This window comes from Sphingomonas sp. 3-13AW (assembly GCF_049311085.1).
GTDB lineage: Bacteria > Pseudomonadota > Alphaproteobacteria > Sphingomonadales > Sphingomonadaceae > Sphingomonas.
In genome coordinates this window covers 15,975-40,549 of record NZ_JASNVZ010000031.1, presented here as the reverse complement: position 1 = coordinate 40,549, position 24,575 = coordinate 15,975, and the positions used below count along the sequence as shown (strand labels likewise).

General features: G+C 68.3%; 30 protein-coding genes, 1 tRNA gene and 2 riboswitches. Of the genes, 9 read left to right on the top strand and 22 right to left on the bottom strand.

Going from position 1 to position 24,575, the window contains the following annotated elements:
* The first annotated feature begins 37 nt into the window (after nt 1-37).
* The 5 genes from QP045_RS19770 to QP045_RS19750 are packed head-to-tail and all read left to right on the top strand — an operon-like array spanning nt 38 to nt 2,276.
* Nucleotides 38-499, top strand: coding sequence for a hypothetical protein (locus tag QP045_RS19770; RefSeq protein WP_422516726.1), 462 nt, complete (start codon nt 38-40; stop codon nt 497-499).
* Entirely contained in the window at nt 496-642 is a 147-nt protein-coding gene (locus QP045_RS19765) for a hypothetical protein (RefSeq protein WP_422516725.1), read from the top strand. Before QP045_RS19770 ends, QP045_RS19765 begins: the two co-directional genes overlap by 4 nt.
* The gene (locus tag QP045_RS19760) at nt 642-953 is read left to right on the top strand and encodes a hypothetical protein (RefSeq protein ID WP_422516724.1); all 312 of its coding nucleotides are present in this window, start codon (nt 642-644) and stop codon (nt 951-953) included. The genes QP045_RS19765 and QP045_RS19760 overlap by 1 nt, the downstream gene beginning before the upstream one ends.
* Nucleotides 950-1,204, top strand: coding sequence for a hypothetical protein (locus QP045_RS19755; protein WP_422516723.1), 255 nt, complete (start codon nt 950-952; stop codon nt 1,202-1,204). Before QP045_RS19760 ends, QP045_RS19755 begins: the two co-directional genes overlap by 4 nt.
* Nucleotides 1,188-2,276, top strand: a complete 1,089-nt coding sequence (locus QP045_RS19750) for a tyrosine-type recombinase/integrase (protein ID WP_422516722.1) — start codon at nt 1,188-1,190, stop codon at nt 2,274-2,276. Before QP045_RS19755 ends, QP045_RS19750 begins: the two co-directional genes overlap by 17 nt.
* 25 nt (nt 2,277-2,301) lie before the next feature.
* On the opposite strand, the gene QP045_RS19745 is transcribed toward QP045_RS19750, so the two are convergent.
* Nucleotides 2,302-2,376, bottom strand: a tRNA-Gln gene (locus QP045_RS19745).
* A 44-nt stretch (nt 2,377-2,420) separates the two neighbouring features.
* On the bottom strand, nt 2,421-3,521 hold the full coding sequence (locus QP045_RS19740; RefSeq protein ID WP_422516721.1) for a branched-chain amino acid aminotransferase: 1,101 nt from the start codon (nt 3,519-3,521) through the stop codon (nt 2,421-2,423).
* A 76-nt stretch (nt 3,522-3,597) separates the two neighbouring features.
* Here QP045_RS19740 and QP045_RS19735 point away from each other — a divergent pair, with 76 nt between their 5' ends.
* On the top strand, nt 3,598-4,089 hold the full coding sequence (locus tag QP045_RS19735; protein ID WP_422516720.1) for a MarR family winged helix-turn-helix transcriptional regulator: 492 nt from the start codon (nt 3,598-3,600) through the stop codon (nt 4,087-4,089).
* Here QP045_RS19735 and proC read toward each other — a convergent pair whose 3' ends face one another.
* The 7 genes from proC to cobU form a co-directional block, all read right to left on the bottom strand.
* Complete coding sequence (gene proC, locus QP045_RS19730; protein WP_422516719.1) at nt 4,090-4,899, bottom strand: pyrroline-5-carboxylate reductase; 810 nt, start codon at nt 4,897-4,899, stop codon at nt 4,090-4,092.
* Nucleotides 4,896-5,396 (bottom strand): YbjN domain-containing protein, encoded by a 501-nt coding sequence (locus QP045_RS19725; RefSeq protein WP_422516718.1) that lies wholly within the window; start codon nt 5,394-5,396, stop codon nt 4,896-4,898. The genes proC and QP045_RS19725 overlap by 4 nt, the downstream gene beginning before the upstream one ends.
* A gap of 106 nt (nt 5,397-5,502) precedes the next feature.
* Nucleotides 5,503-5,805: an accessory factor UbiK family protein gene (locus tag QP045_RS19720; protein ID WP_422516717.1), complete on the bottom strand. Its 303-nt coding sequence runs from the start codon at nt 5,803-5,805 to the stop codon at nt 5,503-5,505.
* 20 nt (nt 5,806-5,825) lie between these two features.
* Nucleotides 5,826-6,380 carry a TspO/MBR family protein gene (locus QP045_RS19715; RefSeq protein WP_422516716.1) on the bottom strand — a complete coding sequence of 185 codons (555 nt, stop codon included), beginning with the start codon at nt 6,378-6,380 and terminating at the stop codon, nt 5,826-5,828.
* A gap of 87 nt (nt 6,381-6,467) precedes the next feature.
* Nucleotides 6,468-7,223: a TlyA family RNA methyltransferase gene (locus tag QP045_RS19710; protein ID WP_422516715.1), complete on the bottom strand. Its 756-nt coding sequence runs from the start codon at nt 7,221-7,223 to the stop codon at nt 6,468-6,470.
* 40 nt (nt 7,224-7,263) lie between these two features.
* Nucleotides 7,264-8,649 (bottom strand): L-serine ammonia-lyase, encoded by a 1,386-nt coding sequence (locus tag QP045_RS19705; RefSeq protein WP_422516728.1) that lies wholly within the window; start codon nt 8,647-8,649, stop codon nt 7,264-7,266.
* Between the two features lie 101 nt (nt 8,650-8,750).
* Nucleotides 8,751-8,840, bottom strand: a riboswitch (glycine riboswitch).
* A 44-nt stretch (nt 8,841-8,884) separates the two neighbouring features.
* On the bottom strand, nt 8,885-9,406 hold the full coding sequence (gene cobU / locus QP045_RS19700) for a bifunctional adenosylcobinamide kinase/adenosylcobinamide-phosphate guanylyltransferase (protein WP_422516714.1): 522 nt from the start codon (nt 9,404-9,406) through the stop codon (nt 8,885-8,887).
* A 70-nt stretch (nt 9,407-9,476) separates the two neighbouring features.
* Between cobU and QP045_RS19695 the strand changes: the two genes are divergently transcribed.
* The 3 genes from QP045_RS19695 to QP045_RS19685 are packed head-to-tail and all read left to right on the top strand — an operon-like array spanning nt 9,477 to nt 12,851.
* Nucleotides 9,477-10,463 (top strand): aminotransferase class I/II-fold pyridoxal phosphate-dependent enzyme, encoded by a 987-nt coding sequence (locus QP045_RS19695; protein ID WP_422516713.1) that lies wholly within the window; start codon nt 9,477-9,479, stop codon nt 10,461-10,463.
* Nucleotides 10,381-11,394: an adenosylcobinamide-phosphate synthase CbiB gene (gene cbiB, locus QP045_RS19690; RefSeq protein WP_422516712.1), complete on the top strand. Its 1,014-nt coding sequence runs from the start codon at nt 10,381-10,383 to the stop codon at nt 11,392-11,394. The genes QP045_RS19695 and cbiB overlap by 83 nt, the downstream gene beginning before the upstream one ends.
* On the top strand, nt 11,382-12,851 hold the full coding sequence (locus QP045_RS19685) for a cobyric acid synthase (protein ID WP_422516711.1): 1,470 nt from the start codon (nt 11,382-11,384) through the stop codon (nt 12,849-12,851). Before cbiB ends, QP045_RS19685 begins: the two co-directional genes overlap by 13 nt.
* Here the strand turns inward: QP045_RS19685 and cobS are convergent.
* The 13 genes from cobS to cyoB form a co-directional block, all read right to left on the bottom strand.
* A complete protein-coding gene (cobS, locus tag QP045_RS19680) occupies nt 12,822-13,532 on the bottom strand; it encodes an adenosylcobinamide-GDP ribazoletransferase (RefSeq protein ID WP_422516710.1) in 711 nt (236 codons plus the stop codon). The genes QP045_RS19685 and cobS overlap by 30 nt on opposite strands.
* Entirely contained in the window at nt 13,529-14,098 is a 570-nt protein-coding gene (locus QP045_RS19675; protein WP_422516709.1) for a histidine phosphatase family protein, read from the bottom strand. The genes cobS and QP045_RS19675 overlap by 4 nt, the downstream gene beginning before the upstream one ends.
* Nucleotides 14,095-15,108, bottom strand: coding sequence for a nicotinate-nucleotide--dimethylbenzimidazole phosphoribosyltransferase (gene cobT, locus QP045_RS19670; protein WP_422516708.1), 1,014 nt, complete (start codon nt 15,106-15,108; stop codon nt 14,095-14,097). The genes QP045_RS19675 and cobT overlap by 4 nt, the downstream gene beginning before the upstream one ends.
* Nucleotides 15,105-15,512, bottom strand: a complete 408-nt coding sequence (locus QP045_RS19665; protein ID WP_422516707.1) for a DUF1636 domain-containing protein — start codon at nt 15,510-15,512, stop codon at nt 15,105-15,107. Before QP045_RS19665 ends, cobT begins: the two co-directional genes overlap by 4 nt.
* Complete coding sequence (locus tag QP045_RS19660; protein ID WP_422516706.1) at nt 15,512-16,057, bottom strand: hypothetical protein; 546 nt, start codon at nt 16,055-16,057, stop codon at nt 15,512-15,514. The genes QP045_RS19665 and QP045_RS19660 overlap by 1 nt, the downstream gene beginning before the upstream one ends.
* A 12-nt stretch (nt 16,058-16,069) precedes the next feature.
* Entirely contained in the window at nt 16,070-18,028 is a 1,959-nt protein-coding gene (locus tag QP045_RS19655; protein ID WP_422516705.1) for a TonB-dependent receptor plug domain-containing protein, read from the bottom strand.
* 114 nt (nt 18,029-18,142) lie between these two features.
* A riboswitch (cobalamin riboswitch) is annotated at nt 18,143-18,329 on the bottom strand.
* 61 nt (nt 18,330-18,390) lie between these two features.
* Nucleotides 18,391-18,996 (bottom strand): cob(I)yrinic acid a,c-diamide adenosyltransferase, encoded by a 606-nt coding sequence (cobO, locus tag QP045_RS19650; protein ID WP_422516727.1) that lies wholly within the window; start codon nt 18,994-18,996, stop codon nt 18,391-18,393.
* 73 nt (nt 18,997-19,069) lie between these two features.
* Complete coding sequence (locus tag QP045_RS19645) at nt 19,070-19,600, bottom strand: response regulator transcription factor (protein ID WP_422516704.1); 531 nt, start codon at nt 19,598-19,600, stop codon at nt 19,070-19,072.
* The gene (locus tag QP045_RS19640; RefSeq protein WP_422516703.1) at nt 19,597-20,874 is read right to left on the bottom strand and encodes an ATP-binding protein; all 1,278 of its coding nucleotides are present in this window, start codon (nt 20,872-20,874) and stop codon (nt 19,597-19,599) included. Before QP045_RS19640 ends, QP045_RS19645 begins: the two co-directional genes overlap by 4 nt.
* Nucleotides 20,871-21,575, bottom strand: a complete 705-nt coding sequence (locus QP045_RS19635; RefSeq protein ID WP_422516702.1) for an SURF1 family protein — start codon at nt 21,573-21,575, stop codon at nt 20,871-20,873. Before QP045_RS19635 ends, QP045_RS19640 begins: the two co-directional genes overlap by 4 nt.
* On the bottom strand, nt 21,572-21,940 hold the full coding sequence (gene cyoD, locus QP045_RS19630; RefSeq protein WP_422516701.1) for a cytochrome o ubiquinol oxidase subunit IV: 369 nt from the start codon (nt 21,938-21,940) through the stop codon (nt 21,572-21,574). The genes QP045_RS19635 and cyoD overlap by 4 nt, the downstream gene beginning before the upstream one ends.
* Nucleotides 21,937-22,566, bottom strand: a complete 630-nt coding sequence (gene cyoC / locus QP045_RS19625; protein ID WP_422516700.1) for a cytochrome o ubiquinol oxidase subunit III — start codon at nt 22,564-22,566, stop codon at nt 21,937-21,939. Before cyoC ends, cyoD begins: the two co-directional genes overlap by 4 nt.
* A 2-nt stretch (nt 22,567-22,568) precedes the next feature.
* Nucleotides 22,569-24,572 carry a cytochrome o ubiquinol oxidase subunit I gene (gene cyoB / locus QP045_RS19620; protein WP_422516699.1) on the bottom strand — a complete coding sequence of 668 codons (2,004 nt, stop codon included), beginning with the start codon at nt 24,570-24,572 and terminating at the stop codon, nt 22,569-22,571.
* Nucleotides 24,573-24,575 lie beyond the last annotated feature (3 nt).

Genomic DNA, 24,575 nt, shown 5'->3' with positions numbered 1-24,575 from the left:
CCCCCGCTTTGCCCTGTGACCCGGAAGGATGACCCTCATGCTGCACCGTCACGCTTTTCAGCAGCCCGCCCGCCGTCGACCGCCCCTGCCCCGGATAGCCGACGCCACACCGCTTTCGGCGAGCGGCTATCTTCGGCTGCGGCGCCTCGCCGCCGGCCTTACGGAATATGAGCTCGCGGAGCGGATGTGCGCGCTCTACGCGGCGACCGCGACCCGCCATCCCGGCATCTGCCTGCTCGATGTTACCAAGGCGATGTCGATCGTCGTCGGCGCGGTCGAGCTGCCGGGAGCCGTGGCTCGCCGGCCGGAGACAATCGACGCGCTCGCAGCCCTGATCCCGCTCGATCCGGCCGTGTACTGGCAGCTGGCGCACGGGCCCGCGGAGCGACACCCGCGCGTCTGCCGTGGTTGCGGCACCTCGACCCATGCTCAGGACATGCCCAGCTGGGCGACGGCGACCAGCTGCACCCGCTGCGATCCCGATGGAGAAGGCCTGTGACGGCCCGCCGCATTCTCAGGCGCCGTGCGATCACCCGCCGCGCCCTGCGCGGCCTGGTCCTCGCTGCCAGCATCCTCGTCGCCATGATCTGCATCCCCGTGCTGATCGTGAAGACCTTTGCCGACGCTCAGGGCCAACGGTGATGGGGCCGAGCACCGTGACGGCCGTGCCGGAGGCTGGCGAAACCGAGCCTAAAAACAGGCTCAGCATGGGCGACCGCGCCCGCCGGATCATGCTGCTGCGCCAGGCTGCCGACCTGTTCGGCACAGCCCGCGCTGCGGATGCCCTTGGCATCGAGCGCCGCTCCTTCCGGGCCAAGCTTGAGGCCGCACGCGGCGTCACCCCCGGCGACCTGAACGCCACAGCGGACGCACTCGACCGCCACGCCGCGGCTGCGGCCGCCCACGCCGCCGCCATCCGCGACACTCTGGAAGGACGAAAGGACGCCGCATGAGCGCAGAGTTCGACCCCAACGCGCGTCTGCAGAGCAAGGCGGGCATCTGCGCCTACCTCGGCCACATCAGCACGGCGACGTACGACATCTGGACGCAGAAGGGGCTGGTTCCCGGCCCGGTACGCGGGACCAACCGCTACGATCTGCGTGCCCACGACGATCTGCTCGACCGCCTCGGACGTGTCAGCTCCGGCACGCCGACGCTCTCGCCGCTGGAACAGTGGGAGGCGGAACATGCGCGTGCCGCTTAAGGGCATCTACGCCAGCAAGAAGAAGCTCGCCGACGGCACCCGCCGCACCTACTACTACCTGCGCGGCTTCGGCGCGCTGAAGCCGCAGGAGGGCGATGAGGCCGAACCATTCATGCCCGGCACCCCCGCATTCATGCGGGCCTTCCACGCCGCCATCCAGGCGCCGCGCATCGCCCGCACCCACGGCACGCTCCAGGCGATCATCGACGGCTATCAGCGCTCGCCGCAGTACCTGAAGCTCGCGCCTCGGACGAAGCTCGACTACGACGCAGCCCTGCTCCGGATCAGCGAGCGGTTCGGCAATCACCCGCTCTCGGTGATCGAAGACCCCAAGATCCGCGTGCGCTTCCTCCAGTGGCGCGACGATCGCGCGAAAACATCTGCGCGCCAGGCCGACGCCGTGCTGGGCGTCCTCCGGATCATCTTGGAGTGGGGCCGCGACCGTGGCCTGCTGATGCACAACCACGCGACCCGCCCAAAGAAGGTCTACAAGGCCGACCGCGCAGACAAGCTGTGGCTCCCCCCGGACATCGCCGCGCTGCAAGAGGTTGCCGAGCCTGAAATTAGGCTCGCCTTCGAACTCGCGCTGGGTACCGGCCAGCGCAAGGGCGATCTCCTGGCGCTGCCCTGGACGGCCTATGACGGGGAACGCATCCGGCTACGCCAGGCGAAGCGCAATCGCATGATCGACATGCCGGTCACCCAGTCGCTCAAGGCACTGCTGGACGCACAGCCGCGTGTGGCCAAGACGATCCTGACCCGCAACGGCAAGCCCTGGGGCAAGGTGAACTTCGACCATCGCTGGCGGGAGACGGTTGTGCGCGCTGGCCGCGACGGCCTTCACTTCCACGACCTGCGTGGAACTGCCTGCACCATCCTCGCCCAAGCCGGCGCCACGCCCTCAGAAATCGCCGCAATGCTGGGTTGGACCGTCTCCACGGTCGCCCGGATGCTCGATCTCTACCAGGCGATGACCGCGTCGCTGAGTGATTCTGCGGTCGCAAAACTCGAAGCGCGCACCGCCAAGTTGCGGAACGAGGTGCGGAACGCACCCGCTCCACACACCAAATAAGGGAAGAAAATGCTTAGAAATCAAATGGCTGGGGCGGCAGGATTCGAACCTGCGAATGCCGGTACCAAAAACCGGTGCCTTACCGCTTGGCGACGCCCCACCAGCCGCGGGCCTTATACCGGGCCCGGGCGTTGTGGAAAGGGGTTATCCTTCGATCCGCTCAAGCCAGCCGTAGGGATCTTCGGAACGGCCCCGCTGAAGGCTCTCGAGCGCGTCGCGCAACGCCAGCGTGCGCTCTCCCGCGCCGCCGTTACCGATCGAGAAGCTGCCCGTTGACGAGGATACCTTGCCGATCGGCGTCACCACCGCAGCCGTGCCGCAGGCGAATGCCTCGCGCAGGCGCCCGCTGCGGGCGTCCGCCTCCCACTGGTCGATGCCATAGCGTTCCTCGCGAACGGTGATGCCCTGGTCGCGCGCCATCCGGAGGATCGAATCACGGGTGATGCCGGGCAGGATCGTGCCCGTCAGCGGCGGCGTCAGCATGCTGCCGTCGTCGAACACGAAGAAGATGTTCATGCCGCCGAGTTCCTCGACCCAGCGCCGCTCGGCCGCGTCCAGGAACACGACCTGGTCACAACCCTGGCGGATCGCCTCGGCCTGCGCGACCAGGCTCGCGGCATAATTGCCGCCGCACTTGGCGTCGCCGGTGCCGCCGGCCGCGGCCCGCGTATATTCCTGCGACACCCACAGCGAGACGCTCGGCGCGCCCCCCTTGAAGTATGCGCCGACCGAGGAGGCGAGGACGATGTAGAGATATTCGGCCGAAGGCTTCACGCCCAGGAAGACCTCGCTCGCGAACATGAAGGGTCGGAGGTACAGCGCACCGCCCTCGCCCTCCGGGATCCAGTCACGCTCAATCCGCGAGAGCTCGCGGCAGGAAGCGAGGAACAGCTCCTCCGGCAATTCCGGCATGGCCAGGCGTCGCGCCGAACGCTGGAAGCGCTTCGCATTCTCCTCGGGCCGGAACAGGCCGATGCCGCCGTCCTCCAGACGATACGCCTTCAGCCCTTCGAAGATTTCCTGGGCATAGTGCAGCACGGCTGCTGCAGGGTCCATCTGGACGGGGCCGCGCGCGACGATCCGGGTGTCGTGCCAGCCCTTGTCCTCCGACCAGCGGGCGATCGCCATGTGGTCCGTGAATACCCGGCCGAAACCCGGGCTTACCAGCTTCTCCGCCCGCTCGCTGGCCGGAAGCGGCGATGCGTTGGGCGTGAGTGGAAAGCGCGTATCGGGCTGGTCGTTCATGATGTGCTCCGCAAGCGGACGGCGCGGTGCCGTTCCGGCTTGCCGGGGCCTAAGCCCACTGGCAGAACAGGTCAACATGACTGTCCCAAGCCACGCTGCCACGGCGCAGTTCCTCCGCGAGACGGAGATCCGGCGCGGATTCGAATTGCTCTACTTCGGGCACGCCAACCTGTGGCGCGTGACCGACGCGGAGCTGGAGGCGCACAAGCTGGGACGCGCCCATTACCGCGCGCTCTATTTCATCGCGCGCAAGCCGAGCCTGTCGGTCAGCGAGCTGCTGCGCCTGCTGGCAGTCACCAAGCAATCGCTCGGGCGCGTGCTGGGCGACCTTTCCGAGCGCAAGCTGGTGGAGAGCCGCAGCGACGATCGCGATGCCCGCAAGCGGCTGCTCCGGCTGACGCCGGAGGGGGCTGCCCTGGAAGCCCGCCTGTATCAGCTGGTCCGCGAGCGGCTCGCCCGGGCCTATCAGGCAGCCGGCCCGGAGGCGGTCGCCGGCTTCTGGACCGTGCTCGAAAGCCTGATCCCAGACAGCGACCGCACCATGATCCGGGCGCTGGGCGACCGCTGATCAGCCGCGCGCGGCGGCCGCCATCTCCGCGTTGCGCCGGGCCGATGCCGCCAGCGTCTCAACCAGCAGGCGGCGGAGCGCATCCTCCCGATCCAGCACGTTCAGCCCCTCGCGCGTGGAGCCCCCCGGGCTCGCGACACGATCCGCCAGCGTCGCGGGGTCGACATCCGCACCGCTGGCCAAGGCGCCCGCGCCTTCCACCGTCGCAATTGCCAGGCGACGTGCCTGTTCCTCGGGCAGGCCGAGCGCCGCGCCGGCCGCGCCCATCGCATCGATGAACCGGAACACGAACCCCGGCCCGCATCCCGACAGCGCGGTGACGGCGTCGAAGAGCCGCTCTTCCGCGATCCATTCGACCAGCCCCAACGGGGCCATCAGCGCCGTCGCCGCATCGCGCAGCGCCGCGTCCTGGCTGTCGCTATGGAGCGCCACCACGCCCTTCCCGATCGATACCGGCAGGTTCGGCATCGCGCGGACGATCGCGTCGGCCTGAAACCGCGCCGCAAGGGCCGAATTCTCGACCCCGGCCAGGATCGAGAGCAGCAGCCTGGGTCGCAGCTGCGCGACCGCGGTCGCGGCCACCACGTCGATCTGCTGCGGCTTCATGCCCAGCATCACCGTCGCCGGTGCGGGTGCGTCGGCCGGCACCTCGGTCACGACCCGGATACCGTCGATCGAAAGCGTGCCGCTGCGGTTGATCACCGTGACGTTCGGCGCGGCGACGGTTCCCGCCTCCAGCCAGCGGCGCAGCATCGCGCCCGCCATGTTCCCGCAACCGACCAGCCACAACGGCCCCGGCAGGGGCGTCATGCCTCGCCCCGCGTCTCGATCATCGACGCGGCAATCGCCTCGCGCGGGGTCTTTCCACCCCACAGCACGAACTGGAACACCGGGTAGAAGCGCTCGCACTCGTCGATCGCGGAGTCGACCAGCACCTCTGCCTGCTCCAGCGAGAGGCCGGTTTCCTCGACGTCGATCATCGCGGCGTGGCGGAACAACAGGATGCCGCTCGACGACCAGAGCTCGAAATGGCCGATCCAGAGCTGCTCGTTGATGAGGCCGATGGTCTCGTAGATGGCATTGCGCCGGTCGTCCGCGACGCGCACGTCTGGAAAGGCCAGGAACTGAAGCACCCCGTCCTCGGCGCGCCAGATCGCGCGCAGCTCGAACTCGGTCCAGCTTCCCTTGACCTTCGCAACGATCTCGTCCTCGTCGCGCTGGTGCGACCAGCCGTGTGCGGCGAAGTAGCGCTCCAGCATGTCGATCGGAGCGGCAGCGTCGCGATCATCCTCGGCTTCGTCGAGCATCAGGTCCTTTCCCGGTGGGCGGTCATCATGGTTCAGAAATGCCAATCGGCGCGCGCCGACACAAGGTCGACGCACGCCGCTGGTCCAGAAAGCTGGGGAAAAGTCGTTAGCCGATGCTGTCGCCGGCAAGCGGCTCTGCTGCCGGCGGCGTGCTCGTCCCCGGGGTCGCGAGCCGCGCCTCCAGTGCTTCGACCCGTGCCTTCAGCGCATCCGCCTCGTCGCGTGCCGCGACTGCCATCGCCTTTGCGACCTCGAACTCGTCACGGCTGACGAAGTCGAGTCCGCCCACCAGCTCACGGATCCGCTCGCGCGCGGCGCTCTCACCCTCGCGTGCCATCCCGGCCAGCGTGCCGGCCGCACCGTTCACGAACTTGGCAAAATCGTCGAAGATCCGGTTTTCGGATTGCATGTATCAGGTCCTTCCCGCGTCTAGAGTGCCATTTGGGCAGACGAGGTCGCGGGCACAAGGGTTTCGGCATCCGGGTTGCGGCGATCGATCTCCCAGGTGAGCGCCGTCGCAAGCAGCAACCAGGCGATATAGGGGGCAAACAGCATCGCCGCGCGCGGCCGCACCCGGGCGAACAGCCAGGTGGTCAGCAGCACGGCCGCAAACAGCACCAGGACCAGGACCAGCGCTGCGGACACCTTGTGGCCGGCGAAGAACAGGGGGTTCCAGACCAGGTTGAGCACGAGCTGGATCAGGAAAGCGGCAATCGCCACCCCGCGCCCCGCCGCTCCGCGCGCGTCCAGTATCATCGCAAGGGCAATGCCCTGCAGCAGGTAGATCAACGTCCAGGCGACCGGAAATGCCCAGTCGGGCGGCGTGAACCAGGGCTTGTCGAGCGCGACGTACCAGGCGTTGTCCGACCCGGCGGGAACAAGGCTTCCCACCGCGATCCCCAGCAACAGCACGAACGGCACCGTCACGATCGCCCAGCGCAGGAAGCCCGCGCGCAACTGCGCCCTGGATGCGATCTCGTTCACCCGCTCAATCCTGTCCTTGCCCTGGGCGCCGTGTCTGCGGTGCGGGCGGGCGCATTGCAAGCATCCGCCGGGGCGCCGCGATTGTCCCTATTCGGGACCTGCCGCTTCGCCGGGGGCATGGGCGGCGATGAGGAATTCGACATTTCCCTCTGGCCCGGTGATGGGGCTGGGCGTCACCCCCTCGACCCGCCAGCCGCGCCCGGTCAGCCAGTCCGCCACCTCCTGGCATACGCGCGCATGGACCTCGGGATCGCGCACGACCCCGCCCTTACCGACCTCTGCACGTCCTGCCTCGAACTGCGGCTTCACCAGCGCGAGCAGCCGGGCGCCCGCCCGCGCAAAGCCGAGCGGCACGTCCAGCACCTTGGACAGCGCGATGAAGCTGGCGTCACACACGATCAGGTCGACCGGCTCGGGGATGTGGTCAGGCGTGAGCAGCCGGGCGCTGGTCTGTTCATGGACGATCACCCGCGGATCCTGCCGCAGCTTCCAGGCGAGCTGGTTGGTGCCACTGTCCACCGCATAGACCCGGGCAGCGCCGCGCGTCAGCAGCACGTCGGTAAAGCCTCCGGTCGAGGAACCGACGTCGATCGCCACCGAACCCTCGACCGTCCAGCCGAAATGGTCGAGGCCGTGCGCCAGTTTGATGCCGCCGCGCGAAACCCAGGGATGGTCGCGTCCGCGGACATCCAGCGCGGCATCGTCCGCCACCTGCTGTCCCGGCTTCTCGATCTTGCGGTCCCCGATGAACACCAGGCCGGCCATCACCAGCGCCTGCGCGCGGGTACGGCTTTCAGCGAGGCCACGGTCGACAAGCAGCTGGTCGGCACGGATCTTTGGCATCGCCGGCGCATGGACCGGAATGCCCACGGCAGCAAGCCGGTCAGCAGGCGACGACGTTCACCGCCAGCCCACCCAGGCTCGTCTCCTTATATTCGGATCGCATGTGGTCACCGGTCTGGCGCATCGTCTCGATCACGGCGTCCAGCGGGACGATATGGCTGCCGTCGCCGTGCAGGGCCAGGTGGGCAGCGTTGACAGCCTTTACCGCGCCCATCGTGTTGCGCTCGATGCAGGGCACCTGCACCAGCCCGCCGATCGGGTCGCAGGTGAGGCCAAGATTATGCTCCATGCCGATCTCGGCGGCATTCTCGATCTGCTGGTTCGTGCCGCCGAGCACCGCCGCCAGCCCTGCCGCCGCCATCGAACAGGCGACGCCGACTTCGCCCTGGCACCCCATTTCGGCCGCCGAGATGGAGGCGCGCTTCTTGTAGAGAAAGCCGATCCCCGCCGCGGTCGCGAGCAGCGTGCGGGATCCCTCCAGCGTCGCCCCTTCCACGAACTCTTCATAATAGCGCAGCACCGCCGGGATCACCCCGGCCGCCCCGTTGGTGGGAGCGGTCACGACGCGGCCGCCGGCCGCATTCTCCTCGTTCACGGCCAGCGCCCACAGGCTGATCCACTCCATCACCGACGCAGGCGCGGCGCGATCGCTGCGCGCGGAAAGCGTGGCATGCAGCGCCTTCGCCCGGCGGCGCACGTTTAGGCCGCCTGGCAGGATGCCTTCGGTCGCGCAGCCGCGGTCGATCGACGCGATCATCGCCGCGCGCACCGCATCCAGGAACGCGTCGGTCTCCGCCTCGCTGCGCCACGCGCACTCGTTGCGGCGGACGATCTCGCCGATCGAGAGGCCCGTCTCCTCGCCGACCTCGAGGAGTTCGGCGCCCGAAGCAAAAGGGTGTGCGACGATGGCATTGGCGATCTTCAGGGTGCCGCCCTCTTCCAGCACGACACCCCCGCCGATCGAGAAATAGGTGCGGGTGAACTCGCGACCTTCGCCGTCCCAGGCCGTGAAGCGCACCGCATTGGGGTGGCCGGGCAGGAATTCATGCGAAAAGACGATGTCGTCCGGGCGAAACGGCACCGACAGGCGCCCTCCCAGCAGCAGCTGCTGGTCCTCGCGTACTCCTTGCAGGATCCCCGTAATCGCTTCGGGATCGATCGTGTCGGGAAGATGGCCCGCCAGTCCCAGCACCACCGCGCTGTCCGTGGCATGGCCGCGCCCCGTCAACGAGAGCGAGCCGAACAATTCGCAGCGGACCCCGACCGGGTCCAGCGCCTCCAGCGCCGCCTCTGCAAAGGCGTGGGCCGCCCGCATCGGGCCGACGGTGTGGGAACTCGACGGGCCGATGCCGATCGTGAACAATTCGGTGACACTGATGGCGCGGCGCACATCGGTACGGGGGTCGAGTAGGGTCGCGTCGGGCATGATGAACTCCCCGCCTTCCGGCGGTTCCATGCCCCTTCTGTCCTTCCTGCCTGAGATTGTTATCCCGTCGGCGGACGCGCGCGCGCCACTCTCCAGATGTTGATGACGACCGGTCCTTCTGCCTGAAAGTTTCCGGGGCGGTTGCTCCTTCGGCGCCGGGCTGGAAGTCCGGTCTCTCCCATGTCGTCCCTGCAAGCTTCCGGCCGCAGCCCCCGGGTGTCAAGCGGGATCGGCTTTACTTCACCACGATCGGGATGCCGGCGACGGTCATGTGGACGCGGTCCACCGCGGCCGCGACCCGCTGGTTGATGGTGCCCGCCAGGTCGCGAAACTGCCGCGCCAGCGCATTGTCGGGCACGATGCCCAGCCCGACTTCGTTGGCGACCAGCAGCACGCGCGCACGTGCCACGCCGATCGCCGCGAGCAGCGCCGCCAGATGCGCCTCGGCATCCTCCTCGCCCAGCAACAGGTTGGACGCCCACAGCGTCAGGCAGTCCACCAGAAGCACCGTGTTGTCGCCGTCCCCCTCGCGGATCGCATCCGCAAGGTCGATCGGCGCCTCCAGTGTAGTCCAGCGGTTGTCGCGATCGGCCTGATGCCGCCGGATACGGTCCGTCATCTCGGCGTCGAACGCCTGCCCTGTCGCGACGAACACCAGCCGCTCGCTTCCCGCCTCCGCCAGCTCTTGCGCATAGCGGCTCTTGCCGGATCTGGCGCCGCCCAGCACCAGCATCGTGCGGTCGGATACGGTCGTCATCGCGTTGCCCCTTGCCTGTTGCGCCGGCAATGCTGATGGAGGCCCGCACCCCCCAAGTCGAGGCTTCGCGTTGCGCGCATTCAAGTTCCACGGCGGTTGCCTCGAAGAGGCGGCACAATGCTTTCCGGAAGCGCCGCGGCCGTGGCTCGATCTCTCGACCGGGATCAACCCCCTCCCCTGGCAGGCCCCAGAGCTTCCTGCCTACGACCTGCGCGCCCTGCCCTCGGCGGCATCCACCGCAGCGCTCGAGGCCGCGGCGGCGGCCGCGATCGGCGCAGAGCGGCTGGCGATCACCGCCCTTCCCGGCACTGAACTGGGCCTCCGCCTCCTCGCCGGCATCGGCCTGCCCGCACCCTATCATTATGTCGCGCCCGGCTACCGCACCCATACAGAGGCCTTGCCCGGCCCGAACCCGGTTGCGCCAGATGCGCTGGATACAGTGACCGAAGGCACGCTGCTGCTCGCCAACCCGAACAATCCGGACGGGCGCCTCTTGGCACCGGAAGCGCTGCTATCTCTAGCGCGGAGCCTATCCTCCGCGAATGGCGTGCTGGTCGTGGACGAAGCCTTCGCCGACGCCACCCCCGGGGTGAGCGTGGTCCCCCACCTCTCGCCCGACGATCGCGTGCTGGTGTTCCGATCGTTCGGCAAGTTCTTCGGGCTCGCCGGCTTGCGGCTCGGCTTCGCCTGCGGTGCCCCGGATCTTGTCACGGCGCTGCGTCAAAGACTGGGCAGTTGGCCGGTCTCCGCCAGCGCCATCGCGATCGGAACCGCCGCCTATCGCGACGAAGCCTGGATCGCGGAAACACGCCACCGCCTCGCCAAGTGCCAGCAGGCGCTCGACACCGTGCTCAAAACGCATGGACTTTCACCGCGCGGGTCCTGCCCCCTGTTCCGGCTGGTCGAGACGCCCGATGCCGACGACCTCTTCCTCCGTCTCGCGCGCCACGGCATCCTGACCCGCCCCTTCGACTATGCACCCGATTGGCTGCGCATCGGCTTGCCCGCGGACGCCGCAGCGCTCGAACGGCTCGACCGGGCCTTGTCCGATCGCTGAGCCCGTCGCCCTGCTCGCGCTCGCGCTCGACGCTGCCGTCGGCTGGCCGGAGCGCCTCTACTCGCGGATCGGCCACCCCGTTGGCGGCTTCGCGCGGGTAATCGGCGCGTGCGAAGCCCGATGGAACCGCCCGGACCGCTCAGAACGCTTTCGCCATCTCGCCGGAATCGCAACGGTCGCGCTGGTGGTGGGGATAGCCGTCGCCGTCGCCGCGCTGGCCCAGTGGGTCGCCCAATACACGCTCGGCGCGTGGAGCTGGGTCGCGGTCGCGATGCTGGCCGCCCCCGCGCTTGCCCAGCGCAGCCTCGACGATCACGTCCGCCCGGTCGCAGCCGCGCTGGAAAACGGAGAATTGGCGGCCGCGCGATCGGCCGTCGGCCGCATCGTCGGGCGCGACACCGCCACTCTCGACGACACCGGCGTCGCCCGCGCCGGCATCGAGAGCCTGGCGGAAAGCTTCTGCGACGGCATCGCCGCGCCCCTGTTCTGGCTGCTGGTGCTCGGGCTCCCGGGCATATGGGCGTACAAGGCCATCAACACCGCCGACAGCCTGATCGGCCATCGGGAGCCGCGGTGGCGCGCGTTCGGCTGGGCATCCGCACGCATCGACGACCTCGCGAACCTCGCTCCCGCGCGCATCGGCGGGGTCATCCTCTGCATCGCCGGCGGCGGCGGATGGCGCACCATGTTCGCCGACGCGCGCAAGCACGCATCCCCCAACGCCGGCTGGACCGAGGCGGCGATGGCGGGCGCCTTGCGCGTGGGGCTCGCCGGGCCGGTCGCCTATGACGGGGTGGTCGTGGCAAAGCCCTGGATCGGCGGCCGCTTCGCCGATCCCCGCCCCCGCGACCTCTCCCGCGCGCTGCGCGTCTATCGGCGCGCGTGCCTGCTCCTCTGGCTGATCGCAGGAGCCGTCGCATGGGCGCTTTGATGCTGCAGGGCACGGGCTCCGATGTCGGCAAGTCGGTGCTGGTGGCCGGCCTGTGCCGGGCGCTTGCCAATCGCGGCCTGCGCGTGCGCCCCTTCAAGCCGCAGAACATGTCGAACAATGCGGCGGTCACGCCCGACGGCGGCGAGATCGGGCGCGCGCAGGCGACCCAAGCCATGGCCGCGCGCGTCCCGCCAAGCGTCGACATGAACCCGGTGCTGCTGAAGCCTCAGGGCGACCGCACCTCCCAACTGGTGGTGCATGGCAAGGTGCGCGGCACGCTCAAGGCCGCGCAATGGCGCCAGGGGCGCGAGGGCCTGCTCGCCGACGTGCTCGCCAGCTACCGGCGCCTTGCGGCAGGGGCGGACATCGTCGTGATCGAAGGCGCCGGCTCCCCTGCCGAGATCAACCTGCGCGCCAGCGACATCGCCAACATGGGCTTTGCGCGCGCGGCCGGCGTCCCGGTCGTGCTGATCGGCGACATCGACCGGGGCGGCGTGATCGCGTCGCTGGTCGGCACCCGCGCGGTGATCGATCCGGACGACGCCGCCATGATCCACGGCTTCCTGATCAACAAGTTCCGCGGCGATCCGGCCCTGTTCGAAGACGGCTATCGCGCGATCGAACAGCGCACCGGCTGGCGCGGCTTTGGCGTGGTGCCGTGGCTGGCGGATGCCGCGCGGTTGCCGAGCGAAGACGCGGTCGTGCTGCAGCGGCCGAGCCGTGCCGCCGGGGATCGCATGGTCGTCGCCTGCCCGGTCACCGCGCACATCGCGAACTTCGATGACCTCGATCCGCTCCGGCTGGAGCCGGGCATCGAACTGGTGATGGTGCCTCCCGGCACCCCGATCCCGGCAGAGGCCGCGCTGATCCTCCTCGCCGGGTCCAAGGCGACCATCGCCGACCTGAAGTTCCTGCGCGCGCAAGGATGGGACATCGACATCCTCGCGCATCATCGCCGCGGCCGCCCCGTGCTCGGGCTCTGCGGCGGCTACCAGATGCTGGGGCGTGGCATCGCCGACCCGATCGGGCTCGAAGGCCCGGCGGAGCGGATCGAAGGGCTCGGCCTGCTCGACGTTGAAACGGTCCTCGAGGGCAGCAAGGCGCTGGTGGAGGTGCGCGGCACCGCCCGCGGTGCGCGGTTCGAGGGCTATGAAATGCATCTCGGCCGCACCGAAGGGCCCGATACCGAACGGCCGGCGGCGCGCTTCGACGACGGGCGTCTCGACGGTGCCGTCAGCGCCGACGGGCTGGTGACCGGAAGCTATGTCCACGGCCTGCTTGCCCTCGCCGAACAGCGGCGGGCGTGGCTTGCGCAGCTTGGCGTGGAGGGGTGCGGCCCGGATCACCGCGCGTCGATCGACGCTGCGCTCGACGCCATCGCAGCGCAGCTCGAACGCCACATCGACATCGACGCGCTGCTCGCGCTCTCAGAGCTGGCCGATCGCCACCACGGCTAGCAACAGGCCGGTTTCCACCACTTCGATCCCCGCGCCATGGGCATCGCCGGTCACGCCGCCCAAGCGGCTCCGGAACCACATCCCGACGGCCAGCATCAGCACCGGTGCGGCGATCAGCGCCGGCACGCCCACGCACGCACCCGCCAGCACGAGCGCCCAACCCAGGATGTCGCGCTTCCGCACGGCACGCGCGACGCTCGCGCCCAGGCCGGGCTTGAGCGCCGGCAACCAGCGCGCCCAGGCGAGCGGCCCGATGCGGGCGGCAAAGGGCACCAGCACCAGCGCCATCCAGTCCCCGGACAGCGCGTGGAGCAGCACCAGCTTTGCCAGCAGCTGCAACACGATCGCGACCACGCCGAAGCTGCCGACCTGCGGATCCGCCATCACCGCGAGCAGCCGGTCGCGATTGCCATGCGCGGCACCGATACCGTCCGAAACATCGGCCAGCCCGTCCAGGTGCAGCGCCCCCGTCACCATCACCCAGCACGCGAGCGCCGCAAGCGCGCCGACCCAGGGATCGATCAGCGCCCCCATCCAGCCCGCGCCCGCTACCAGTGCGCCGACGATCAGGCCCACGACCGGATACCAGCGGATCGTCGCCGCAAAATCGTCGGTATTGCTAGCAAACGACGGAATCGGCAGCCGGGTGAGAAACCCGATGGCGAGCAGCAACCGCTTCACGGGCGCAGCGCCGTGATCTGGGCAGCAGGCGCCGCCCCCCGCCACAGGCGGAGCGACAGCACCGACCCATAGGGAAGGTCGAATGCCCAGGCTTGCCGCCGATCGAAGCCGCACGCCGCGACAAGCGCAGCCCGGATCGCCCCGGCATGGCTCACCACCAGCGCAGAGGCGTCGATCGCGTCGATCGCTTCGCCGACCCGCGCCACGAGCGAGGACCACCGCTCCCCGCCGGGGGGCGGGTCGGCATCGGGGTCTTCCCAGAAGCGGGCAAGCGCATCGGGCGCCACGGCCGACGCAAACAGCCCGTCCCATTCGCCGAAATCGAGTTCCCGCCAGCGTGGGTCGACCTGCAGCGACAGGTTCCGCTCCGCCGCGATCGCCTTGCCGCAATCGGCGGCACGGCGAAGGTCGGAACTGACGACCCGCCGCACCGGCACGGCCTCCGCCGCCGCACGACATTTCGCAATGCCGGCCGGGATGACCTCACAATCGGTGCTGCCGAGCAGGCGTCCGGTCAGTGCCGGCTCGCCGTGGCGCATCAGGTGGAAGTCGATCGGGACGGTCACGCCGCCGCGACACCCGCCTCGGTAAAGCTCGCCATCTGGTTGTGCGCGGCCAGCGCGGCGCGCACGATCCCCGCAGCGACAGCGGCGCCGCTCCCTTCGCCCAGCCGCATGTCGAGCGACAGGATCGGGGTGAGTTCCAGCCGCCCGAGCATGCGGGCGTGGCCCGGCTCCGCCGAACAATGTCCGGCGAGGCAATGGCGCGCGATCTCCGGGCTGAACCGCGCCAGCGGTGCTACCGCCGAACAGCAGATGAACCCGTCCAGCAGCACCGGCACCCTCGCCTGTCGCGCCGCAAGCACCGCCCCCGCCATCGCGGCGATCTCGCGCCCGCCAAGCCGGCGAAGGATTTCGAACGCGCTGGTCGCGTCGATCGAGTGCCGCGCCAGCGCCGCGTCGACCGCGTCCAGCTTCGCGCGAAACGCGGTGCCATGGACGCCGGTGCCGGGGCCTACCCAGTCCGCAGCGGTCCCGCCAAAGCTCGCCGCGCTCAACGCGGCGGCTGATGTCGAATTGGCGATGCCCATCTCGCCCAGGACCAACAGGTCGATGCCCGGCTCCACGACTGCGGCACCCCGGTTGATGGCGTCGAGGCATTCTTCCGCGGACATTGCCGGGGCCTCGACGAAGTCCGCGGTCGGACGATCGAGATCGATCGCCACCACCCTCAGCTCCAGTCCGGCCGCGCCCGCCAGCGCGTTGATCGCAGCGCCACCCGCTTCGAAATTGGCGACCATCTGCACGGTGACTTCCGGCGGGAACGCGCTCACCCCGCGCGCCGCGACGCCGTGGTTTCCGGCGAACACCACCGCACGACCGCGCTCGAGCCGGGGCTGCGCACGCCCCTGCCACCCGGCCATGAAGAGCGCGATCTCCTCCAGCCGGCCGAGCGAACCGCGCGGCTTGGTCAGCACCTCCTGCCGTGCGGCCGCCGCCGCTCGTGCCGTCTCGTCGATCTCGCGAAGCTCGCCCAGCGCGCGTTCGAACGCGGCGACGGTGTCGAACCCGCTCATGCGACGACAAACCCGGCGGGAGGGGTGCGGGTAAGGAAATGCCCCTTCACGCCTTCCGGCCAATCCCGATACGGCACCTGCCCCGCCTCGCTGTCGGCATAGAGCACGGCATAGTCCAGGATGGCGCGCGCGGCTTCCTGATCGGGTGTGAACCGGCCGAGGACATATCCGACCTTGTCGGGCCCACGCAGGTGGACGGTGCAGGCATCGGTGCATGCGAACAGGCACGGCATCTCCTGCACGGCGACGCCCTCGTACCTGCGGTCGCTTGCCTGCACGGCGCGCAAGGCTTCCACCAGCAGCGCCCCGTCGCGGCGGGCATCAGCACCCGCCCCCGTGTCCGAGGATCGGCGGCAGGTGTTGCAGGCGACCACCGCGGGGCCGGGCGCTACTGGCTTCAGCATCATGCGAGAACATACTCCGATCGCGGGCTGGGCATTCCGGCTGCGGTCAGCAACCGATGGAGAAGCAGCAGCCCCGCAAGGACTGCTGCATTGCGGACGAACTGGCTGAGCAGGACGTCCCCGGCAAAGGCTGCCCAGCCGCCATCAAGCGCGAACGCCCCCGCCAGGATCGCGACCTTGAAGGCTACGAACGCGGCGAGATAGCCCAGGACGAGCCGGGCTGCGAACGAACGCGGCGCGCGTGTCGCCGCCGCATGGGCAGCAAGCGCGCCCACCAATGCGGCGATCCCGATCGCCCCGCCCCAGGCAAGGCTGTTCGCCGTGACCGGATATTCCAGCCAGCAAAAGCCGACCAGCTGGCTCGCCGCCCAGGCTGCGATCGCGACCGACACGCCGTCGCGCGTCCGCATATACATAGCGGCCAACGCCGCGAGCGCGGGGAACGGGGTGGCGCACTTGAACACCAGCGTCGTCGCGACGCTCGCCAGTGTCAGCAGCATGATCCACGACGCCGATACGCGCCGCGATGAAGCAATGTCGGTCATGCATCCATTCCCCTAGAAGCGGCCGCGCAGGCCGGCATAGACGCTGCGGCCGAGCGTGCCGTAGCGGTAGACGGTGGTATAGTTCTCGTCGAACAGGTTCTCCACCCGCGCGACCAGCCGCACGTTCGGGCTGATCGGAAGCTCGCCGCGAAGGTCCACCAGCGTATAATCGTCGAGCCGCGTGGTGTTTGCGGCATTGTCATAGCTCTTGCCTGCCCAGCGCAGCGCCACGCCCAGCGACGACCCGCTCGGCAGCCGGTAAGTCGCCGATGCGTTGGCGGTGTAGCGCGGGCGCCGCGGCAGCCAGTTGCCAAAGCTTGCGCCCGGCGAGCGGTTCTCAGCCTCCGTCCAGGTGAAGTTGCCGTCTGCCGTCACCCGGGCGCCAAGCCGCGCACTGGCGTTCGCCTCGACGCCGCGTGCAAAGGCACGCGCGATATTGTCGTAATAGCCCCAGCGCGGCAGGTCGGTGCCCGGCACCACGCACAGCGGGTCGGGCGTGGCGCCGCAGCCGATATAGTCGATCTGGTCGCGCGTCCGCCGCTCGAAATACGTGGCCGCGACGGTGACGGCGCGCGCGAACAGCCGCTGCTCGACCCCCGCTTCCCAGCTGCGCGCACGCTCCGGGTTCAGCCCCTGGTTCCCGTACTCGGAATAGAGCTGGTACAGCGTCGGCGCCTTGAAGCCTTCCGAATAGCTGGCGCGCAGCATCATGTCCCAAGGCAGCGCCCAGGCACCGCCCGCGGCGAACAGCGTCTTGCTGCCATAGCGGTTGTGATCGTCGTGCCGCAGCCCGGCGGTGAGCGTCACCCCGTCGATGACCATGCCGTTCACCTGCCCATAGATGCCGGTCAGCTCCGCCTTGCCGCGCGCGGGATCGGGAAGCGGATCGGCAAGCGATGCCGACGGCGATACCGAGTGGAAGCGCGAGCGTTCGTTCTCGATCCCGAACACCGCATTCCATCCGGTCGCGATCGCAAGGCTGCCCTGATATTCCAGCCGGTTGTTCCGGCCCGCCGCGTCGAACGTCTGCGGCCGCTCGCGTGTCGGATCGAAATTGTCGCGGTTGGTATCGGTATAGCCATAGGCGAAGCGGTTGCGGAGCCGCCCGCCGAGCAGGTCGACGTTCAGGCCCGCATAGCCGACGAACTCGCGGTTGCGCGAATACTCCAGCGTGTCCCCGGCAAAGCCGTCGATGTCGACGCGGCCGTCGGCGTAATAGCCGCGCACTTCCGCGCTGACGCCCGTCGCCAGGTCGAGCTTCGCACGCCCCTGCGCGCTGCGGTTGCGATAGCCGTCGCGCTCGCGGCCGCCAAAGGCGGGAGCGACGGCCGAAATCCCGTCCGTGGTAAAGGTCTGGCCGCCGACCCGCCAGGCGAGCGGGCCGGTGCTGCCACCGACTGCGGCGCGGGCGCTCACCGTGTCGCGCGATCCCCCTTCCACGTCGAAGCTCCCCTCCAGCTTCGATGTCGGCAGCGGCGTCACGACGTTGACCACGCCGCCCAGCGCCTGGCTGCCCCACAGGATCGACTGCACGCCGCGCAGCACCTCGATGCGCGACGCATCGCCGACCAGAAGATTGGCGAAGTTATAGCCGCCACCCGTCGACGACGGGTCGTTGAGCTTGACGCCGTCGATCACGACCACCGTCTGGTCGCCCTCGGCACCGCGGATGCGGACCGAGGTCGCGGTGCCATAACCGCCGTTGCTCGACAGCGTCACGCCCGGGCTGCGCAACAGCAGGTTGGCGACGCTCAGGTCCTGTGCCTGGTCGATCGCTTCCTTGTCGATCACCGTGACGGCGGCGGCGATGCGGTCGGAAGCAGTCGGCGTGCGGTTGGCGGTGACGATGATATCGCTGGACTCGGGCGCGGTGGCGACGTCGGGCAGCGAAGCCTCCTGCGCAACGGCGGGAAGCGAGAACAACAGCGGCAACGGAACAAGAATTCGGATCACAAAAACCCCCTTCAACATGCAACGCCCGCTGGTTGCAGGGGAAGAAGGCGCACGCCCTCGCCCCCGCAAACATGCAGGCTGGCGATGTCGTCGCTCGGGTTTCCCCGTCCGGTCGGCGCACCCTGGCCGATCGAAGGACGACTGCGTCAGGCAGGTCTCCTGGCTCGCGGGTCACAGCCGGTCCGTGCCGCCTTCTCAGGGAAAACTCCCCAATGGCGTGTGGCACGGTGGCTCGCCGCGTACAGTTGCAGGGGCAGCCGGGGTTTTCCCGTTCCCTTTTCATCCCCGTGTCCGGGGAACCTGTCGCAAGCCGCCCGGTAGTCCCGGCGCGGCGGTGGGTCAATTGCGTTCCGCGACGGCAGCCTTGCGCCGTCCGCCGGTCAGAACTCGATGCCGGCCTGCGCCTTCACGCCGTCGCGAAAGGGATGCTTCACCTGCGTCATCTCGGTGACGAGGTCCGCCATCTCGATCAACGCCGCCGGCGCGTTGCGGCCGGTGACGACGAAATGCTGCATCGGCCCGCGCGCAGCCGCGGCCTCCAGCACCTCTTCGACCGGCAGATAGTCATAGCGAAGGACGATGTTCAGCTCGTCGGCGATGACCATGTCATAGCTTGGATCCTCCAGCATCCGCTTCACCGCTTCCCACGCGGTGCGCGTGACGGCGATGTCGCGGGCGCGGTCCTGCGTGTCCCAGGTGAACCCCTCACCCATCGGCCGGAACTCGACATGATCGGAGAGCGCATCGAACACCGCCTTCTCGCCGGTATCCATCGCGCCCTTCACGAACTGGATGATGCCGACCTTCATGCCGTGGCCGACGGCACGGACGGCAAGACCCAGCGCAGCCGTGGTCTTGCCCTTGCCCGGGCCGGTGTGGACGATCAGCAGACCCTTCTCGATCGTCTTGGTCGCCATCATCGCCTGGCGCGCGAGCTGCACCTTGCGCATCTTCGCGTTGTGACGCGCGTCCCTGTCCTGATCCAATCCGCTCACTCCGCTAAACCCCGCCCGCCCTCGCGAGGCGCGGCGCGATGGTCAAGCGTGGTGGCCCGCTCAATCAGGAAAGGTGCCGCTTCTCCAGCTTCCGCGCGAGCGTGCGCCGATGCATGCCCAGCCGGCGTGCGGCCTCCGACACGTTGAAGTCACTGGCGGCGAGCGTCTGGTGGATATGCTCCCACTCCACCGTCTTGATCGACGTGGGCGTGGCGGAAACCCCCACCTGCGCATCCCCGTCCGAGCGGTCGAACGCCGCCTCGATCTCGTCGGTGTGCGACGGCTTGGTCAGGTAGTTGGTCGCGCCCAGCTTGATCGCCTCGACCGCCGTCGCGATGCTCGCAAAGCCGGTGAGGACAACGATCCGCATCTCCGGGTCGGCGGAATGGAGCTGCTCCACACAGGCCAGGCCCGACGCGCCGCCCAGCCGCAGGTCGACCACCGCGAAGGCGGGCGCAAAGCTCGTGACGATGGCAGCAAGGTCATCGAAGTCGGACGTCATCTCGACCCGATAGCCACGGCGCTCGAACGATCGCGCCAGGGTGCGTGCGAAGACAGCGTCGTCCTCCACGATCAACAGCCTGCGTTCGGTCATTCCGGTTCCTCCAGCGCCAACGATGCGATCGGAAGCGCCAGCACGACCTCCGCGCCGCCCTCGGCGCGATTGTGCACCTCCAGCGTGCCGCCCAGCGTGCGCAGCACATTGGTCGCCAGGAACAGCCCCAGGCCACCCGCTTCCTTACTGCTTCGATAGGGCTGGCCCACGGTTGCGAGCAGATCCTCCCGAAAGCCGCGCCCATCGTCCCGCACGGCCAGGATCAATATGGGGCCATCCATCACCGCTGCCAATGTGATGGCGCCCGCACCCGCCTCTGCCGCATTGTCGAACAGGTTGGTGAGCGCCTGCGCCAGCGCGCGATCGGCCACGATCAGGCGGTCGGGCGAGACCCGGTTCTCGAACGTCAGCGGCGCGGGGCCGCTGCGCCGCCAGTCGTCGACGACCCCTTCCAGGAAGCGGCGAAGGCTGGTGCGCACCGGCGCCTCGCCGGTCACCTCGCCGGCCGCGAACAACACGCCGCTCAGGATCCTCTTGCAGCGCGCGATCTCGTCCCGCATCTCGTCGACCTCCGCCGCAAGCCGCGGGCTGCCGGCGATCTCCGGCTCCTGGCGCCAATCCCCCAGCGCCACCGAAAGCGACGCGAGCGGCGTCCCGAGCTCATGCGCGGCGCCGCTTGCCAGCAACCCCATGCGCACGATGTGGTCCTCCTCGGCTGCGCGCTGCCGGATCGCGGCCAGGTGCGCGTCGCGATCGCGGACGTTGCGCGCCATTCGCGTGACGAATGCCACCAACAGGATCGAGGTCAGGGTGAAGTTGAACCAGTTGGCCGCCATGAACGCGGGCGACAGTTCGCTTGCGAGTTCCGCCGGCAGCGCGAGCGGCCGGTGCGCCACCGCCAGTGCCGCGAACGACAGGCTGGTGATCGCGACCAGCGCCCAGCTCGACCATACCGAGAGCAGGACCGCGCCGATCACCACCTGCAACAGGTAAAGCGTCACGAACGGGTTGGTCGATCCGCCCGACAGGTACAGCTGCACCGTCAGCACGGCGACATCCACCAACAGCGAGGCGAACATCTGCGCGTTGGTCGTAGGGCGGCCGCGCGTGAAGATGGCGACCAGGTTGAGCGCGACCAATACGGCGAGCGCCGCCAGCATCGGTTCGATCGGAAGCGCGATGCCGAACCCGAAGTGCGCACCCAGGATCGCGGCAAGCTGCCCGCCGACGGCGATCCAGCGCAGCTGGACCAGAAGCCGCTGGTTCCGGCTCCCCGCATCGAGGTCCGAGAGAAAGACGATGCCGCGCGTCATTCGGTGTCTGCCGCGGCTCCCTTCCCCATGCGCCGGACGATGAACACCATGACGAGCAAGCCGGCTGCCAGCCCGAACCAGGTCAAGGCGTAGCCCAGATGATTGTTCCGGAACCGCACCACCGTCAATCCGCCACGCGGAAAGCCTGTCTTCGGTCCGCTCGCGTCGATGAAATAGGGCGCGACGTTCGAAAGGCGGTGCTCGGCGGCGATCGCGGCGACGTCGCGGGAATACCAGCGGCCCGACGCGGGATCATTGCTGCGCAGGAACGCGCCTTCGGGCTCGGTCACGCGAAGCAGCCCTTCGACCCGGACCGGGCCTTTGGGCGGCGGCGCCTTGCCCCGCATCTCGGGCGGGACAAAGCCGCGGTTGACGAGGACGGTGAACGCGCCAGTGTCGAGCGGGGACAATACCCAATAGCCGCCACCCAGCGCAGTGGTCGCCTGGACGAAGGTGTCGGCACCGGCACGGTAGCGGCCCTGGGCGACGACGCGGGTATAGGAGTCCCGATCCCCGATGTCGGGCCAGCGGTCGGGCCCGGGGGCTGCGACAGGTGGAGCATGCAAGCGCTGCTCCACCTGTGCAATCAACGCCAGCTTCCAGCTGCGGCGTTCCAGCTGCCATACGCCCAGCGCGACCAGCGCGGCAAAGACGAGGCAGATTAGCGTGCCCAGCGCGAGCCGGGCGACACGCCGGGTCACATCGATCCCATGGCCTCGGACGCCATGTCAGGCATCATGTTGAGGTTCATGTGGTACATGACCCACAGCGAGCCCGCGACGACGATCACGACGATGATGACCGTGAAGATCAACGCCATCATCGTCCAGCCGCTCTCGGACTTGGTGTTCATGTGCAGGAAGTAGATCATGTGCACCACGATCTGCACCATCGCCATCGCGGTCACGATGCCGGCGGTCCAGCGCGGGTCGGAAATGGCGTCGGTCATGACGAGCGCGAAGGGGATCGCGGTCAGCACGACCGACAGCAGGAAGCCGATCACATAGTCGCGACGCGTGCCATGGGCCTCGCCGCTGGCGTGATGGGCGACGGGTTCCGCGCTCATCGCAGCACTCCCAACAGATAGACAAAGGTGAAGACGCCGATCCAGACGACGTCAAGGAAGTGCCAGAACAGCGACAGGCACTGCAGCCGGCGCTGGTTGGCGGCGATCAGGCCGCCGCGGCTCACCTGGACCATCAACACCACCAGCCAGATGATGCCGAAGGTGACGTGCAGGCCGTGGGTAGCGACCAGCGTGAAGAACGCCGACAGGAATGCACTGCGCCACGGACCCGCACCCACATGGAGAAGGTGCGAGAATTCGTAGAGCTCGATGGCAAGGAACGCGAGACCGAACAGGCCGGTCGCGGCGAGCCAGCCGAGCGTGCCCCGCTTGTTCTTCTCGCCGGCCGAAATCATCGCGAAGCCATAGGTGATCGACGACAGCAGCAGCATGGCGGTGTTGAGCGCCACCAGCTTCAGGTCGAACAGGTCCTGCGGTCCAGGACCGCCGGCCAGGCTGCCGCTGTACACCCCGTAGCAGGCGAACAGCATCGCGAAGATGAGGCAGTCGCTCATCAGGTACATCCAGAAGCCCAGCATGGTGCTGGCCCCGGCGTCGTGATGATGCTCGTCCGTCTCGTAGAACATGGGCGCCTCGGCGCCGGGCGGAATCGTGGCCTCGGCCATCGTTATGCTGCTCCTGCCGCGGCGAGCTGACGCCGGTAGGCCTCCTCGGTGGCGGCTACTTCTTCGGCCGGGATGTAGAAGTCCCGGTCATAGTTGAAGCTGTGGATGATCGTCGCTGCGATCACACCCAGCAGCCCGAGGGCGGCCAGCCACCACATGTACCAGATCATGCCGAACGCGCAGACCGCGGACAGTGCGGCGACGATGATACCGGCGCCCGTGTTCTTGGGCATGTGGATGGCGCGGTAGCCACCGGTCGGACGAACGGCGTTGCGGCTCTTCATGTCGTACCAGGCGTCCAGGTCGTGGACGACGGGCGTGAACGCGAAGTTGTAGGCCGGCGGCGGCGACGAGGTCGCCCACTCCAGCGTACGGCCACCCCAGGGATCGCCCGTCACGTCCCGCAGCTGGTCGCGACGCAGGATGCTGACACCGAACTGGATCAGCATGGCGAGAATGCCGACGGCGATCAGTGCCGCGCCGAAACCTGCGATGACGAACCAGATCTGGTACGACGGATCGTCGAACACGCGCAGGCGGCGGGTAACGCCCATCAGGCCCAGGATATAGATCGGCGCGAACGCGACCCAGAAGCCGATGACCCAGCACCAGAAGCTGATCTTCCCCCAGAACGGGTCGAGGCGGAAGCCCAGCGCCTTCGGCCACCAGTAGTTCACGCCTGCGAACAGGCCGAACAGCACGCCGCCGATGATCACGTTGTGGAAGTGCGCCACCAGGAACAGCGAGTTGTGGAGGACGAAGTCGGCCGGCGGCACCGCCAGGATGACGCCCGTCATGCCGCCGATCACGAACGTCAGCATGAATGCGATCGTCCACATCATCGGCAGTTCGAAGCGCACGCGCCCCTTGTACATGGTGAACAGCCAGTTGAAGATCTTCGCACCCGTCGGGATCGAGATGATCATCGTCGTGATGCCGAAGAAGGAGTTCACGCTCGCGCCCGAGCCCATCGTGAAGAAGTGATGGAGCCAGACGAGGTACGACAGGATCGTGATGACGAGGGTCGCGTAGACCATCGACGTGTAGCCGAACAGGCGCTTGCCCGAGAAGGTCGAGGTGACTTCCGAGAAGATGCCGAACGCCGGCAGGATCAGGATGTAGACCTCCGGGTGACCCCAGATCCAGATCATGTTCACGTACATCATCGGGTTGCCGCCGAGGGTGTTCGTGAAGAAGTTGGTGCCGACGTAGCGATCGAGCGACAGCAGCGCGAGCACCGCGGTCAGGACCGGGAAGGCGGCAACGATCAGGATGTTGGTGGCAAGCGAGGTCCAGACGAAGATCGGCATCTTCATCAGCGACATGCCCGGCGCGCGCATCTTCACGATGGTCGCGATCAGGTTGACGCCCGACAGCAAGGTACCGACGCCGGCGACCTGCAACGACCAGATATAATAGTCGACGCCGACGTCCGGGGAATAATCGAGGCCCGACAGCGGGGCCATCGCCAGCCAGCCCGTGCGCGCGAACTCGCCCACGAACAGGCTCATCATCACCAGCACCGCGCCGAACGCCGTCATCCAGAAGCTGAAGTTGTTCAGGAACGGGAACGACACGTCGCGCGCGCCGATCTGCAACGGCACCACCAGGTTCATGAGGCCCGTGACGAACGGCATCGCCACGAAGAAGATCATGATCACGCCGTGGGCGGTGAAAACCTGGTCGAAGTGATGGGCGTTCAGATAGCCCTCGCTACCCCCAAAGGCCATGGCCTGCTGGAGACGCATCATGATCGCGTCGGCAAAGCCGCGCAGGAACATGATCAGCGCCAGGATGATGTACATGATCCCGATGCGCTTGTGGTCGACCGTGGTGAACCACTCCTTCCAGAGATAGCCCCAAAGCTTGAAATAGGTGAGCGCCGCCACGAGCGCGAAGCCACCCAGCATCACCACCGCAAAGGTGACGATCAGGATCGGTTCGTGGATCGGGAAGCTTTCGAGCGTCAATCGCCCGAAGATGGTCTTGAGTATGCTGTCTGACATGGT

Excerpts from the sequence above, each read along its gene's own strand:
- QP045_RS19770 (WP_422516726.1), top strand. The coding sequence starts at position 38 with ATGCTGCACCGTCACGCTTTTCAGCAGCCCGCCCGCCGTCGACCGCCC.
- QP045_RS19760 (WP_422516724.1), top strand. The coding sequence starts at position 642 with ATGGGGCCGAGCACCGTGACGGCCGTGCCGGAGGCTGGCGAAACCGAG.
- QP045_RS19755 (WP_422516723.1), top strand. The coding sequence starts at position 950 with ATGAGCGCAGAGTTCGACCCCAACGCGCGTCTGCAGAGCAAGGCGGGC.
- QP045_RS19750 (WP_422516722.1), top strand. The coding sequence starts at position 1,188 with ATGCGCGTGCCGCTTAAGGGCATCTACGCCAGCAAGAAGAAGCTCGCC.
- QP045_RS19740 (WP_422516721.1), bottom strand. The coding sequence starts at position 3,521 with ATGAACGACCAGCCCGATACGCGCTTTCCACTCACGCCCAACGCATCG.
- QP045_RS19735 (WP_422516720.1), top strand. The coding sequence starts at position 3,598 with ATGACTGTCCCAAGCCACGCTGCCACGGCGCAGTTCCTCCGCGAGACG.
- proC (WP_422516719.1), bottom strand. The coding sequence starts at position 4,899 with ATGACGCCCCTGCCGGGGCCGTTGTGGCTGGTCGGTTGCGGGAACATG.
- QP045_RS19725 (WP_422516718.1), bottom strand. The coding sequence starts at position 5,396 with ATGCTCGACGAAGCCGAGGATGATCGCGACGCTGCCGCTCCGATCGAC.
- QP045_RS19720 (WP_422516717.1), bottom strand. The coding sequence starts at position 5,805 with ATGCAATCCGAAAACCGGATCTTCGACGATTTTGCCAAGTTCGTGAAC.
- QP045_RS19710 (WP_422516715.1), bottom strand. The coding sequence starts at position 7,223 with ATGCCAAAGATCCGTGCCGACCAGCTGCTTGTCGACCGTGGCCTCGCT.
- QP045_RS19705 (WP_422516728.1), bottom strand. The coding sequence starts at position 8,649 with ATGCCCGACGCGACCCTACTCGACCCCCGTACCGATGTGCGCCGCGCC.
- cobU (WP_422516714.1), bottom strand. The coding sequence starts at position 9,406 with ATGACGACCGTATCCGACCGCACGATGCTGGTGCTGGGCGGCGCCAGA.
- cbiB (WP_422516712.1), top strand. The coding sequence starts at position 10,381 with ATGCACCCGATTGGCTGCGCATCGGCTTGCCCGCGGACGCCGCAGCGC.
- QP045_RS19685 (WP_422516711.1), top strand. The coding sequence starts at position 11,382 with ATGGGCGCTTTGATGCTGCAGGGCACGGGCTCCGATGTCGGCAAGTCG.
- cobT (WP_422516708.1), bottom strand. The coding sequence starts at position 15,108 with ATGAGCGGGTTCGACACCGTCGCCGCGTTCGAACGCGCGCTGGGCGAG.
- QP045_RS19665 (WP_422516707.1), bottom strand. The coding sequence starts at position 15,512 with ATGCTGAAGCCAGTAGCGCCCGGCCCCGCGGTGGTCGCCTGCAACACC.
- QP045_RS19660 (WP_422516706.1), bottom strand. The coding sequence starts at position 16,057 with ATGACCGACATTGCTTCATCGCGGCGCGTATCGGCGTCGTGGATCATG.
- QP045_RS19655 (WP_422516705.1), bottom strand. The coding sequence starts at position 18,028 with ATGTTGAAGGGGGTTTTTGTGATCCGAATTCTTGTTCCGTTGCCGCTG.
- QP045_RS19645 (WP_422516704.1), bottom strand. The coding sequence starts at position 19,600 with ATGACCGAACGCAGGCTGTTGATCGTGGAGGACGACGCTGTCTTCGCA.
- QP045_RS19640 (WP_422516703.1), bottom strand. The coding sequence starts at position 20,874 with ATGACGCGCGGCATCGTCTTTCTCTCGGACCTCGATGCGGGGAGCCGG.
- cyoD (WP_422516701.1), bottom strand. The coding sequence starts at position 21,940 with ATGAGCGCGGAACCCGTCGCCCATCACGCCAGCGGCGAGGCCCATGGC.
- cyoC (WP_422516700.1), bottom strand. The coding sequence starts at position 22,566 with ATGGCCGAGGCCACGATTCCGCCCGGCGCCGAGGCGCCCATGTTCTAC.
- cyoB (WP_422516699.1), bottom strand. The coding sequence starts at position 24,572 with ATGTCAGACAGCATACTCAAGACCATCTTCGGGCGATTGACGCTCGAA.